Origin of the sequence: Bradyrhizobium sp. TM102 (genome assembly GCF_009176685.1) — a bacterium.
Classification (GTDB): Bacteria; Pseudomonadota; Alphaproteobacteria; order Rhizobiales; family Xanthobacteraceae; genus Bradyrhizobium; species Bradyrhizobium ottawaense.
On sequence record NZ_AP021855.1, the window covers coordinates 1,211,541 to 1,224,696 of the forward strand.

Genomic DNA, 13,156 nt, shown 5'->3' on the forward strand with positions numbered 1-13,156 from the left:
ATGGAACGGCCTGGCGGGAAGGCGACGCAAGCTCGCGCACCGCAATGGGTAAATGGGAGGACGAATTGTATCTCGGACTGGACATCGGCACCTCCGGCGTGAAAGCGGTGCTCGTGAGCGAAGGCGGCGCGATCCTCGCGACGGCGGCGCGCGAGCTTGCGCTGTCGCACCCGGCGCCGCTGTGGTCCGAGCAGGACCCCGATTCCTGGGTCGATGCAGCCATCGGCGCGGTGGACGATCTCGCCGCCCGCCATCCGCGCGAGGTGGCGCGGGTCCGCGGCATCGGCCTGTCGGGCCAGATGCATGGCGCGACGCTGCTCGACGAGAATGGACGGCCGCTGCGTCCGGCGATCCTCTGGAACGACGGTCGCTCGCAGGCCGAATGCGCCGTGCTGGAGCAGCGTTGCCCCTCGCTGCACGCGATGGCCGGCAATCTGGCGATGCCGGGTTTCACCGCCCCGAAGCTGTTGTGGGTCGCGCGGCATGAGCCAAAAATCTTCGCGCGCGTCGCAAAGGTGCTGCTGCCGAAGGCCTATGTGCGCTATCGCCTGACCGGCGAGTTGATCGAGGACATGTCCGATGCGGCTGGCACGCTGTGGCTCGATGTCGGTCTGCGCCGCTGGTCGCCCCTGCTGCTGCATGCCACCGGGCTCGATCTCCACCACATGCCGCGTCTCGTCGAGGGCCGTGAGGCGAGCGCGATGCTCGCACCGGAATTCACGCGGCGCTGGGGCATGGCGAAAGATGTCGTTGTCGCCGGGGGCGCCGGCGATAACGCCGCGAGCGCGATCGGGCTCGGCGCGATCGCGCCGGGCGATGCGTTCCTGTCGCTCGGAACGTCAGGCGTGGTGTTCCGCGTCACCGACCGCTTCGCGCCGGCGCCTGAAACGGCGGTGCATGCGTTCTGTCACGCGCTGCCCGGCCTCTGGCACCAGATGGGCGTGATGCTCTCGGCAGCGGCCTCGCTGGCCTGGCTCGCCGGCGTGATGGAGACGCCGGCCGCAGCGCTGCTGGCGCCGCTCGGCGAGCGCGTCGATGGACCGAGCCCGATCAGATTCCTGCCCTATCTCGACGGCGAGCGCACGCCGCACAACGATGCCGCGGCGAGCGGCGCCTTCGTCGGCCTGCGCGGTGCGACCGGGCGGACGCAGATCGTGCAGGCCGTGCTCGAAGGCGTCGCTTTCGCTGCGCGCGACAATCTGGCGGCGCTGAGCGCGGCGAGCGGGCCCGTTGCCGAGCTCGATCTCGTCGGCGGCGGCTCGCGCTCGCCGCTGTGGGCGCAGATCTGCGCCGATGTGCTCGGCATTCCCGTCCATCGCATCGAGGAAGGCGAGGTGGGGGCGGCCCTCGGCGCCGCGCGGCTAGGCCGGCTCGCTGTGACCGGCGAGACACCCGCGGCGGTCTGCACCCGCCCGCGGCGGCTCGCGAGCTTCACACCCCGCGCATCCGTCGCGGAGGCCTATGACGAGGCCTATCGGCGATGGCGCGCGCTTTATCCCGCATTGAAGGAGACCCCTTAAGTGAACGCGTCAGCCAAATTCTTCGATGCAACTGCACCTGTCGCCTTCGCCGGCAAGGATGCGGGACAGGCGCCCGCGTTCCGCTGGTACGACAAGGACCGCCTCGTGCATGGCCGCAGGCTGGAGGATCATCTGCGCTTTGCAGTCTGCTATTGGCATTCGTTCTGCTGGCCGGGTGGCGATCCCTTCGGCGGCGAGACGTTCCTGAGGCCGTGGCACGGGGGCGGTGACGCGATGGCGCAGGCGCGCGCCAAGGCCGACGTCGCCTTCGAGCTGTTCCGCCTGCTGGACGTGCCCTACTTCACCTTCCACGACGTCGATGCCGCGCCGGAGGGCGCTTCGCTCGCCGAGTCCGTCGCCAATCTCAATGCGATTGCCGATCTGTTCGAGGCAAAGATGGCCGCGAGCAAGGTCCGCCTGCTCTGGGGCACCGCCAACCTGTTCACTCATCGTCGCTACATGGCGGGCGCGGCGACCAATCCGGATCCGGAGATCTTCACCTACGCGGCAGGCCAGGTCCGCGCCGCGCTGGAGGTGACGCACCGGCTCGGCGGCCAGAACTATGTGCTGTGGGGCGGGCGCGAGGGCTACGAGACGCTGCTCAACACCGATCTCAAGCGCGAGCTCGACCAGCTCGGCCGCTTCATCTCGCTGGTCGTCGAGCACAAGCACAGAATAGGCTTCAAGGGGCCGATCCTGATCGAGCCGAAGCCCAAGGAGCCGACCAAGCATCAATATGATTTCGATGTCGCCACCTGCTACGGCTTCCTTGCGCGCTATGACCTCCTGAAGGACGTCAAGCTCAACATCGAGCAGAACCACGCCATCCTCGCCGGTCACTCCTTCCACCATGAGGTGGCGCTGGCCGAGGCGCTCGGCGTGTTCGGCTCGCTCGACGTCAACCGCGGCGACGATCTGCTCGGCTGGGATACCGACCAGTTCGCGATGAACGTCCCGGAGCTGGCGCTGGTGTTTCACGAGATCCTGAACCGTGGCGGCTTCACCACCGGCGGGCTCAATTTCGACGCCAAGATCCGGCGGCAGTCGATCGACCCTGATGATCTGATCCACGCCCATGTCGGCTCGATGGATGCCTGCGCGCGCGCATTCCTCGCCGCCGCCGACATGCTGGACGCCGGCGCCCTCACGGCGCCGCTCACCGAGCGTTACCAGGGATGGTCCGGCCCCGAGGGGCGGGCCATTCTCGGCGGCCAGCGTTCGCTCGCCGATCTCGCCGACCGCGCGCTTCGTCCCGGTTTCGACCCGCAGCCGCGCTCGGGCCGGCAGGAATATCTGGAATCCCTGGTCAACCGCTATGTCTGAGCGAGGCACTGATGGCAAAGGCTGACGCGACACCGGTCCTCGAGCTGACCGGCATCGGCAAGGAGTTCGGCGCGATCCGCGCGCTGCATGGCGTCGACATGCAGGTCATGCCGGGCGAGGTTGTCGGGCTGATGGGCGACAACGGCGCGGGCAAGTCGACCCTGGTCAAGATCATCGCCGGCAATTTCCGCCCCAGCCATGGCGAGATCCGCTTTGCCGGCAATGCGGTCCATTTCAGCCGGCCGGTCGATGCCCGCGCCGTCGGCATCGAGGTCGTCTACCAGGACCTCGCGCTGTCGGACAATCTCACGGCGGCGGCCAACGTGTTCCTTGGCCGCGAGCTGAAGCGCAGGTTCGGGCCCATCGCATTGCTCGACCACAAGGCGATGGCAGCGCGCGCGCTGGAGCTTTTCGGCGAGCTGCGCTCGGAGACGCGCCCCGACGATCTCGTCAAGCAGATGTCGGGCGGCCAGCGCCAGGCGGTCGCGATCGCGCGGACGCGGCTCTCCAATGCCCGGCTGGTGATGATGGACGAGCCGACCGCCGCGATCTCGGTGCGCCAGGTCGAGCAGGTGCTCGGCCTGATCCACCGGCTCAAGGAGCAGGGTGTCGCCGTGATGCTGATCTCGCATCGCATGCCCGACGTGTTCGCGGTGTGCGACCGCGTCATCGTCATGCGTCGCGGCGAGAAGCGGGCCGACAAGCCGATCCACCAGACCTCGCCAGAGGAAGTCACCGCCCTCATCACCGGCGCGAAGGAGGCGGCGTGATGGCCATGCCCATGGAATCCCCGATCAGCTTCACCAATGTCGGCAAGATCAGGTGGTGGCAGCGCGGCATCTTCGCCTCCCAGACCGGTTACGTTCTGCTCGCGCTGGCGGTGCTGCTGGTGATCATGCATTTCGCCAGCCCCTATTTCTTCACCGAAGGCAACATGCAGAACGTGGCGAAGAACTTCTCGTTCATCGCCATCGCGACGCTCGGCGTCACCTTCGTCATCATCACGGGCGGCATCGATCTGTCGGTGGGATCGATGATGTGCTTCTCCGCCATGATCACCTCGATGGTGATGACCGAACTGTCGGCGCCCGGCTCGCCAGCGGGCGCCTTGTTCGTGCACATGGCGGCCGACGGCAAGACCGTAATTGCCAACGTGCCCGGCTTGATCCTGCTGATCTCGATCCTCGCCGGCCTCGGCGTCGCGCTGATCGCGGGTCTCGTCAACGGCTTCTGCATCGCGGTGCTCGGCCTGTCGCCCTTCGTCACCACGCTCGGCATGCTCTCGATCGTGCGCGGGCTCGGCTATGTCGTCTCCAACGGCCGCGGCAGCTTTCCGGGTGGGCCCGACGCCGATCGTTTCTACGCGCTCACGTCGGGCGACGTGCTCGGCGTGCCCGTGCCCTTCATCTATCTCGTGGTCCTCGCGCTGACGATGGCCGTGGTGCTGCATCACAGCGCGTTCGGCCGCCACGTCTTCGCGCTCGGCGGCAACGAGAAGGCGGCTGAACTCACCGGCATCCCGGTCGTGCGGGTGAAGATAGAGGTCTATGTGATCTGCGCGCTCGCAGCCGGCCTGCAGGGCATCATCATCTCCGGCTGGCTCGGATCGGCGCCGGCCAACATGGCGACGTCCTACGAGCTCAACGTGATCGCGGCGGCTGTGATCGGCGGCGCCAATCTCGCCGGCGGCATCGGCGGTCCGCTCGGGGCCATCGTTGGCTGCGTGCTGCTGGAGGTGATCCGCAATGGCCTCGTGCTGGCGCAGGTCTCCTCCTACTGGCAGCAGACGCTGGTGGGCGTGATCATCATCCTGGCCGTGCTGGTCGACCGCATCCGCTCGCGGATGAGCTGACGTAACGTCGCTTCGGGAAGACAAATAAAATGTTGCCTGTCCGCTTCCCGGGCGCTTTCGAGAGGATAGGCACCAAACAAGGGTGGAGGAGACAATGAGGAAATTTCTTCTTGCCGGCATCGCCGTCGCAATGATGGCAACGCCGGCGTTGGCCGCGAACTACCGCTTCGTCATCGTGCCCAAGGCGATGAACAATCCGTTCTTCGACTTCGCGCGCGACGGCTGCCTGAAGCGAGCCAAGGAGCTCGGCAATATCGAGTGCAACTACAAGGGGCCGGTCGAGCATGAGCCGGCGACGCAAGCCCAGATCATCCAGGACTTCGTCACCCAGAAGGTCGACGGCCTCGCCATCTCGGTCGCCGACGTCGCGGCCATGACCAAGTCGATCGAGGCGGCGACGGCGGCCGGCATCCCCGTCATCACCTTCGATGCCGACGCGCCCGGCTCCAAGCGCATCGCCTATATCGGCACCAACAACAAGGAGTTCGGCGTCGCGCTCGGCAAGCAGCTGGTGAAGATGCGCCCCGACGGCGGCAAATACGCCATGGTCTCGGGCGGCCCCGGCGCCAAGAACCTCGCCGAGCGCGTCGACGGCGTGCGCGAGGCGCTGAAGGGCTCGAAATGGACGGAGGTCGCGGGCTCCCCGACCTTCTGCAACGACGATCCGGCACTCGCGGTCCAGCAGATGACGGATATGCGCACCGCGACACCTGATCTCGCCGCCATCGTTCCCATCGGGGGCTGGCCGATGTTCGCGCCCGAAGGCTTCAAGGCCTTCGCCAGCAGGAACAAGAAGGACATCGATTCCGGCAAGTTTACGCTCGTCGTCGCCGATACGCTGAAGATGCAGCTCGAGCTGCTACGCGACGGCTATGCCAACGCGCTGGTCGGCCAGCGTCCGTTCGAGATGGGCGAGAAGGCGATGGACACGCTGCTCGCCATCAAGAAGGGCGAGAAGGTGCCGGAGATCGTCTACACCGGCCTCGATCTCGTCACCAAGGACAACGTCGCGCAGATGTTGAAGTAGGAGCGTCCGCCAGCCCCGCGCTCCTGCGTGCCTCCCCCGCTTGCGGTTTTTGCAAGCGGGGGAGATGATCTGGACTGTTGGAATGAAGACAAGGCAATGGGAATGAAACGGTCGCGGCTTGGTTCGCTCGACGTCACTTCAATCGGTCTCGGTTCTGCCCCGTTGGGGGGATTGTTCACCCCCGTGAGCGATGCCGATGCTGAAGCCACGATCGCGCGCGCCTGGTCGCTCGGGGTGCGCTTCTTCGATACGGCGCCGCTCTACGGCTTTGGCCTCGCGGAGCGGCGATTGGGGGCCTTCCTGCGGCAACAGCCGCGCGACTCCCACGCCATCTCGACCAAGGTCGGCCGCCTGCTGCGCGCGCCCGATGGCGGCGCCGCCGAGGACGAACACTATAAGGGCACGCCGCGCGAGCGGCCGGTGTTCGATTTCAGCCATGACGGTGTGCTGCGCTCGGTGGAGGAGAGCCTGGTCCGCCTCGGGCTCGACCGCGTCGATGTCCTGCTGGTGCACGACCCTGATGATCACTATGACGACGCCGTCGCCGGGGCCTTCCGCGCACTCCAGCGCCTGCGCAGCGAGGGCACGGTGAAGGCGATCGGCGCCGGCATGAACCAGTCGGAGATGCTGGTCCGTTTCGCCGAGGCCGTGCCCGTCGATTGCTTCCTGCTGGCCGGGCGCTACACGCTGCTCGACCAGGGCGCCCTGGATGCGCTGTTTCCGCTCTGCACGGCGAAAGGCATCGGCATCCTGCTCGGCGGCATCTACAACAGCGGCATCCTCGCCAATCCGCACACCAGCGCGAAGTTCAACTATCAGGACGCCGATGCTTCGCTCGTTGCGCGGGCGCTGGAGCTGGACGCGCTCTGCCGCAAGCATGGCACCGAGCTGAAAGCCGCCGCGCTCCAGTTCTGCATGGCGCATCCGGCCGTCACGGTCGCCGTGATGGGCGCGCGCAACGCCGCGGAGGTTTCCGACAACATCGCGATGTCGGAGACAGCGGTGCCGGCTGCCTTTTGGCAGGAGCTGCGGGCACGAAACCTCGTCGATGCGCGCGCGCCGCTGCCGGGTGGGGCGTAGGCCATGATCATCGACGCGCATCAGCATTTCTGGGACCCGGCGCGCGCGGACTATCCCTGGATGGCAGCGGACGAGCTGACGCCGATCCGCCGCGCCTTCGGTCCGGCCGATCTTGCACCGCTGCTGAAGGCGAACGGCGTCGATGCCAGCATCCTGGTGCAATGCCGCTCCGCGCTGGAGGAGACCGATGAATTCTTGCGCATTGCGCACGAAAATCCCTTCGTCGTCGGCGTGGTGGGCTGGGCTGATCTGACGGATGGTGCGCTCGGCGAAACGCTCGATCGGCTTCGTGCTTCACCCGGCGGCGGCAAGCTGGTCGGAATCCGCCACCAGGTCCACGATGAAGCCGATCCCGATTGGCTGCTGCGCGAGGACGTTCAGCGCGGCCTCACCGCTGTGTTCGCCCGCGATCTCGCCTACGATTTCCTCGTCCGCGCCCGCGAGCTGCCGTCGGCGATCGCATCCGCGCAGGCCTTTCCGCAAGCGCGCTTCGTGCTCGACCACACCGCCAAGCCGCCGATCGCCGACGGCGGCAGCGAGGTGTGGGCCGATCGCATCGCCGCGCTCGGGGCTTGCGACAATGTCTGGTGCAAGATCTCTGGGCTTGCGACCGAAGCGGTCTGGAATGATTGGGATGCGGAACGCCTGTTTCCGTTCGTCGCGCACGCCGCGAGGTGTTTCGGCGAAGACAGGCTGATCTTCGGCTCGGACTGGCCGGTGTGCTTGCTCGCGGGGAGCTATGGCAAGATCAAGAACGCGCTGGAGGCTTGTCTGGCGAAGCTTGGCCCGCAGCTGCGGGCCAAGGCTTTTGGTGTGAATGCGACGCGGGCGTATCGGCTGGCTATCGCAAGTTAGCGTCTGAGCGCGCTCTTGCTTCATGCCTCTCCTGGCAAAGCAGAAGAGGGGAAGCAGCGGCGTGCGCTCTTGTCTACTCGGACATCGGCTTGTCGGAGATGTCCCAGTCCTTGCCGGTGAAGGTGGAGATGAAGAGCGTCTTCATCGGCGTGTAGTCCTCGGGCGTGTAGCTATAGGTGACGCCGTCGAGGAAGTAGGGCGAGTGGAAGCCCGCCAGCGTCGAGGCCTGCTTCAGCACGTTGGCGCGGGTGAGGTCGTCGCCGCAGCGGCGCAGGATCTCGCCCATGGTCACGGCCTGGCCGTAGCCGGCGAAGGCGATGGTGTTGTCGGGGTCGATGGCCGGGGTGTACTTCTTGCGCAATTCCTCGAACGCCATCACGTCGGGGTCCTTCTCCCATTTGGGCAGGCCGACCTCCTTGTTATAGCGGATGGCGACGATGCCGGTGGCGTTCTCGAGGCCCGCGGCATTGAGGATCGAGCGGCCGGTCGAGCCGGCGGAAAGAAGCTGCAGCGGCTTCCAGCCGAGCTCGGCGACCTTCCGGATCGACTGCGACGAGGCCTTGCCGGTCGAGATGTTGTAGAAGACGTCGGCGCCCGACTTCGAGAGGTTGATGAGCTGGGAATCGACGGTCGGCTCGGTGAGATCGTAGGTCTGCTCCATGATCACCTTTGCGGTGCCGCCGGCGTCTTCCAAAACCTTCTTGAAGGGACCGAGGAAGTCGCGGCCGAAATCGTCGTTCTGGTAGAGGATGCCGATCTTGGCGTTCGGCTTCACGCTGACGACGTGACGGGCCAGGATGCGCGCCTCGGTCGGATAGAGCGGCAGGCCCGCCATCGTCCATTTGAACTCTTTCGGATTGTTCCACTTCGACGCGCCGGTGTTGAGCAGCAGCTGCGGCACGCCCTTGGAGTTCAGATATTTGTGCACGGCGGTCTGCGGCGCGGTGCCGAGCGAGCCGTAGAGCGCGAGCACTTCCTCCTGCTCGACCAGGCGCCGCGTCGCCTCGACGCATTTCGGCGCGCTGTAGGCATCGTCCATGGTGAGAAACTTGACCTTGCGTCCGTTGATGCCGCCCTTCTCGTTCAGCATCTGGAAATAGGCCTCGCCGATGCGCCCGAGCACGCCGTAGAGCGAGCCGGGGCCGGAATGCGGCACGGTCTGTCCGATCTTGATCTCGGTGTCGCTGGCGCCCGCATCGTATTTCTTCTCCGCGGCCCAGACGTAAGGCGCGGGCAAGGTGGATGCGGCGATGGTGGCGAGCGCGGCGGCGCTGAAATCGCGTCGCGATGGATTCTTCGTCATTATTTGTTTCTCCCTGGCGAGGGCATTGTGCTGGCATCGCAGCTTGGCTCGCAAGTGGGAAGTCACGGCTTTGCGACGCAATGACGCTCAAATCACGGGGCGTTAGCGCCTAGACTCAAGTTTTCTCGGCCACGATCACGAGGCCGCGCACCGGCTCGTTATTCTCGATGCGCGGCGAGGCCGGCTCCAACGTCAGCAGCTTGAGGCCCGCCTTGGCGAGGGCGCCGCGCACATATTCCGCGGAGTGGGCATAACGCAGGCCTTCGCCGAGCACGATGCCGCTGCCATCATGCGTCTCCAGCGTGAAGGCGAGCACGCCGCCGGATACGAGCACGCGCCTGGCTTCGCTCAGCACCGGCGCGAGATCGGAGAGATAGACGAACGCATCCGCGGCGACGACGAGGTTCGCGCATCCATCGCCCTTGCTCCGCAGGCCTTCGATCATGTCGGCGACTTCGAGCTCGGCGTAGAGGTTGGTCGCACGCGCCTCCTTGATCATGCCGGGCGACAGGTCAATGCCGATGAAATGATCGACCTGCTTCGAGAATGCGGCGGCCGCAAGCCCGGTGCCGCAGCCGAGATCGATGGTGCGTTTGAAGAAGGCCGGCTTCTTCGCGGCGACCCGCGCGGCCACCACCGCCTTGAAGATCAGCGCCGGGGCGCGATAGTCGAGATCGTTGACCAGCGTGTGCTCGAAGCGCGGGGCGTACTGGTCGAACAGCGCCTGCACATAGGCCTTGGGCATCTCCGACATCTCGGCGTCGCCGAGCCGCATCAGACGCAGGCCAGCGCCGTGCTGGTCCTCGGGATCGGACCTCCGCGCTTCTCGAAATGCGGCGATCGCCTTGTCGCGCTCGCCGAGTTGCTGACGGATTTCGCCGAGCGTGAACCAGGCCGAGGTGAAGTTCGGCGCGAGCTCGATCGCCTGCTCTATGAGGTCAGCGGCGGCGGGCAGATCGCCCTTGAGCTGGAGGTCGCGTGCGAACTCGAAGCGGCGGTCGGCGATGAGATCGCCGGAAGTCTGGAACAGGCGGAGCGGCATTGGGAACCATCTCGTCATTGCCGGGCTTGACCCGGCAATCCATCAAAAAGAGGACTCTTTAAGAGGATGGATGCGCGGGTCAAGCCCGCGCATGACGGCTTAATTTGGAGCAGCCCCTTCCTATATGTCTCACATGCGTCCGCAAGACATCCTGCTGCCAGTTGCTGCCGGCCTGTGCTGCAAGCCCGGCGGCTTCCATATCGATCCCGTCCGCCCGGTCGAGCGGGCCGTGATCACCCACGGCCATTCCGACCATGCCCGCGCCGGCCATGGTGCGGTGCTGGCGACGCAGGAAACGCTGGACATGATGCGGCTGCGCTATGGCGAGAATTTCGCCGGGTCGACGCAAGCCATCAGCTATGGCGAGGAGATCCGGCTCGGCGATGTCTGCGTGAAATTCCACCCGGCCGGCCATGTGCTGGGATCGGCGCAGATCGCGGTGACCTGCAAGGACACCTGCATCGTCGCCTCCGGCGACTACAAGGACGCGCCCGATCCGACCTGCACGCCGTTCGAGCTGGTGCAATGCGACGTCTTCATCACCGAGGCGACGTTCGGGCTGCCGGTATTCCGACATGGCGATGCGAGCGATGAGGTCAAGAAGCTGCTCGCCTCCGTCGCGCTGTTTCCCGAGCGCGCGCATCTGGTCGGCGCCTATTCGCTCGGCAAGGCCCAGCGCGTGATCGCGCTGCTGCGCGCGGCCGGCTATGACGCCCCGATCTATCTGCATGGCGCGATGGAGAAGATCACCGAGTACTATCAGAGCCGGGGCATCGATCTCGGCGAGCTCAGGCCGGTGAAGGGCGTGAAGAAGGCGGCGCTCGCCGGCACCATCACGCTGGCGCCACCCTCGGCCACTTCCGATCTCTGGACGCGGCGCTTTCCCGATCCGGTCACGGCGTTTGCCTCGGGCTGGATGCGCGTGCGCGCCCGGGCGCGGCAGCGTGGCATCGAGCTGCCGCTGGTGATCTCCGACCACGCCGACTGGGACGGCCTCACCGCCACCATCGCCGCGACCGGTGCCGGCGAGATCTGGGTCACGCACGGCCAGGAAGATGCACTGGTGCATTGGTGCCAGAGCAAAGGCCTGAAAGCGCAGCCGCTCGACCTCGTCGGCTATGGCGACGAGGAGGAGAGCGAGACGGCGCTTCAAGACGAGGCCGAAGCATGAACCGCTTCGCCGAGCTGCTGGACCGTCTCGCCTACGAGCCCGGCCGCAACAACAAGCTGCGGCTGCTCACCGGCTATTTCCGCGAGGTCGGTGACCCCGACCGCGGCTACGCGCTGGCTGCGCTCACCGGCGCGCTCAGCTTCAAGCACGCCAAGCCGGCCCTGATCCGCGATCTCATCGCATCGCGTACTGATCCCGTGCTGTTCGGGTTGAGTTACGATTACGTCGGCGATCTCTCGGAGACGGTGGCGTTGATGTGGCCGAAGACGCAAGACAATGCGCAGTCTTTTCCGGGCCCCCCCTCTCCCCCGCCCTCCCCCACAAGGGGGGAGGGAGCGCAGCGGAGTGCGGCGCTGTCAGCGACCACAACATTTTTTAGTGATTCCCAAGGTGAGGGACGCACGAGCTTCTCCGTTCCCTCCCCCCTTGTGGGGGAGGGGCAGGGAGGGGGGTACTCCGGGCGAGATGCTGATGAGTCCCCTCACGCCCGCAACCACAACGACCCGCCGCCCCCAACTCTCACCGAGGTCGTGACCACGCTTCGCACCCTCGGCAAGACCGAGCTGCCGAAGCAGCTCGAGCGCTGGCTCGACGAGCTCGATGAGACCGGGCGCTGGGCGCTGCTGAAACTCGTCACCGGCGCGCTTCGCATCGGCATCTCGGCACGGCTCGCCAAGACCGCGGCGGCCGCGCTCGGCGACAAGGACCCGCACGAGGTCGAGCTGATCTGGCCGGGGCTCGCGCCGCCCTATCTCGACCTGTTCGCCTGGCTGGAGGGCCGCGGCGAAAAGCCGGTCAACCGCGATCCCGCACCGTTCCGCCCGGTGATGCTGGCGCATGCGATCGAGGACAGCGATTTCGCCGCGCTCGATCCCGCCGACTACATCGCCGAGTGGAAATGGGACGGCATCCGCGTGCAGGCCGTCGCCGGCCGGGACGAGCGCGGCCACACCACGGCGCGGCTCTATTCACGTACTGGCGAGGACATCACGGGGAGCTTTCCGGATCTCGTGCCGTCGCTGCGCCTTCCGGGCGCGATCGATGGCGAGCTGCTGATCCTGCGTGAGGGCCGTGTGCAGAGTTTCAACGTCCTGCAGCAGCGGCTCAACCGCAAGGTCGTCTCGCCCAAGTTGATCAAGGAATTTCCGATTCACCTGCGCGCTTACGATCTGCTCGGCGACGACGAGAACGATTTGCGCGAGCTGCCGTTCGCGGAACGGCGCGAACGGTTGGAGACCTTCATCAAGAAGCTCGGCGATCCCCGCATCGATCTGTCCCCCACCGTTGCCTTCTCCAGCTGGGAAGCTTTGACTGCCGCACGCGCCGATCCCGCAAGTGCCGGTGCCGGCGAAGACGCGGACGCCGTCGAAGGCGTGATGCTGAAGCGACGCGATGCGCCTTATCTGCCCGGACGTCCCAAGGGCCAGTGGTGGAAGTGGAAACGCGATCCGCACATCATCGATGCCGTTCTGATGTATGCGCAGCGCGGTCACGGCAAGCGCTCGTCCTTTTATTCCGACTACACGTTCGGCGTCTGGACCGCGGGCGAGGGCGGCGACGAACTGGTGCCGGTCGGCAAGGCCTATTTCGGCTTCACCGACGAGGAGCTGCTGCAGATCGACCGCTTCGTCCGCCGCAACACCACGGAGAAGTTCGGCCCCGTCCGCCATGTCGTGCACGAGGGCGACAAGGGCTTGGTGCTGGAGGTGGCGTTCGAGGGCCTGCAGCGCTCGCCGCGACACAAATCCGGTGTCGCCATGCGCTTCCCCCGCATCAGCCGCCTGCGCTGGGACAAGCCGCCGCGCGAGGCCGATCGGCTGGAGACGCTGGAGAGGATGCTGAAGGCGGACGCGGCGGAGGTCGAGGTGTGAGGTGCGTGATCCTGAGCGCACGCCTCGTCCTTCGAGACGACCGCTTCGCGGTCTCCTCAGGATGAGGCTAATCGGCATCGGTGCGCGTTGAAACTGCTGCCGCGCACTCCGT

General features: G+C 66.3%; 11 protein-coding genes. 9 read left to right on the plus strand and 2 right to left on the minus strand.

Annotation, left to right across the window (positions count from 1 at the left end):
* The first annotated feature begins 65 nt into the window (after window positions 1-65).
* From xylB to GDN70_RS05660, 7 genes are all read left to right on the plus strand, one after another.
* Window positions 66-1,520, plus strand: a complete 1,455-nt coding sequence (gene xylB / locus GDN70_RS05630; RefSeq protein WP_028140892.1) for a xylulokinase — start codon at window positions 66-68, stop codon at window positions 1,518-1,520.
* The gene (xylA, locus tag GDN70_RS05635) at window positions 1,521-2,843 is read left to right on the plus strand and encodes a xylose isomerase (protein ID WP_028140891.1); all 1,323 of its coding nucleotides are present in this window, start codon (window positions 1,521-1,523) and stop codon (window positions 2,841-2,843) included. It begins immediately after the preceding gene.
* An 11-nt stretch (window positions 2,844-2,854) separates the two neighbouring features.
* Complete coding sequence (locus GDN70_RS05640) at window positions 2,855-3,613, plus strand: ATP-binding cassette domain-containing protein (RefSeq protein WP_028140890.1); 759 nt, start codon at window positions 2,855-2,857, stop codon at window positions 3,611-3,613.
* Window positions 3,613-4,695, plus strand: a complete 1,083-nt coding sequence (locus tag GDN70_RS05645) for an ABC transporter permease (RefSeq protein WP_028140889.1) — start codon at window positions 3,613-3,615, stop codon at window positions 4,693-4,695. The genes GDN70_RS05640 and GDN70_RS05645 overlap by 1 nt, the downstream gene beginning before the upstream one ends.
* Window positions 4,696-4,789: 94 nt before the next feature.
* On the plus strand, window positions 4,790-5,722 hold the full coding sequence (locus GDN70_RS05650; RefSeq protein WP_028140888.1) for a sugar-binding protein: 933 nt from the start codon (window positions 4,790-4,792) through the stop codon (window positions 5,720-5,722).
* 102 nt (window positions 5,723-5,824) lie between these two features.
* A complete protein-coding gene (locus GDN70_RS05655) occupies window positions 5,825-6,802 on the plus strand; it encodes an aldo/keto reductase (RefSeq protein WP_152102261.1) in 978 nt (325 codons plus the stop codon).
* Window positions 6,803-6,805: 3 nt separating this feature from the next.
* On the plus strand, window positions 6,806-7,657 hold the full coding sequence (locus tag GDN70_RS05660; RefSeq protein WP_028140886.1) for an amidohydrolase: 852 nt from the start codon (window positions 6,806-6,808) through the stop codon (window positions 7,655-7,657).
* Between the two features lie 73 nt (window positions 7,658-7,730).
* Here GDN70_RS05660 and GDN70_RS05665 read toward each other — a convergent pair whose 3' ends face one another.
* Together GDN70_RS05665 and GDN70_RS05670 are read right to left on the minus strand one after the other, a co-directional pair.
* Window positions 7,731-8,960, minus strand: a complete 1,230-nt coding sequence (locus GDN70_RS05665; protein WP_028140885.1) for an ABC transporter substrate-binding protein — start codon at window positions 8,958-8,960, stop codon at window positions 7,731-7,733.
* A gap of 115 nt (window positions 8,961-9,075) precedes the next feature.
* Entirely contained in the window at window positions 9,076-10,002 is a 927-nt protein-coding gene (locus GDN70_RS05670; RefSeq protein ID WP_152102262.1) for a class I SAM-dependent methyltransferase, read from the minus strand.
* A 133-nt stretch (window positions 10,003-10,135) separates the two neighbouring features.
* On the opposite strand from GDN70_RS05670, the gene GDN70_RS05675 reads away from it, so the two are divergent.
* Together GDN70_RS05675 and GDN70_RS05680 are read left to right on the plus strand one after the other, a co-directional pair.
* On the plus strand, window positions 10,136-11,173 hold the full coding sequence (locus GDN70_RS05675) for a ligase-associated DNA damage response exonuclease (RefSeq protein ID WP_049801937.1): 1,038 nt from the start codon (window positions 10,136-10,138) through the stop codon (window positions 11,171-11,173).
* The gene (locus GDN70_RS05680) at window positions 11,170-13,044 is read left to right on the plus strand and encodes an ATP-dependent DNA ligase (RefSeq protein WP_152102263.1); all 1,875 of its coding nucleotides are present in this window, start codon (window positions 11,170-11,172) and stop codon (window positions 13,042-13,044) included. The genes GDN70_RS05675 and GDN70_RS05680 overlap by 4 nt, the downstream gene beginning before the upstream one ends.
* Window positions 13,045-13,156 lie beyond the last annotated feature (112 nt).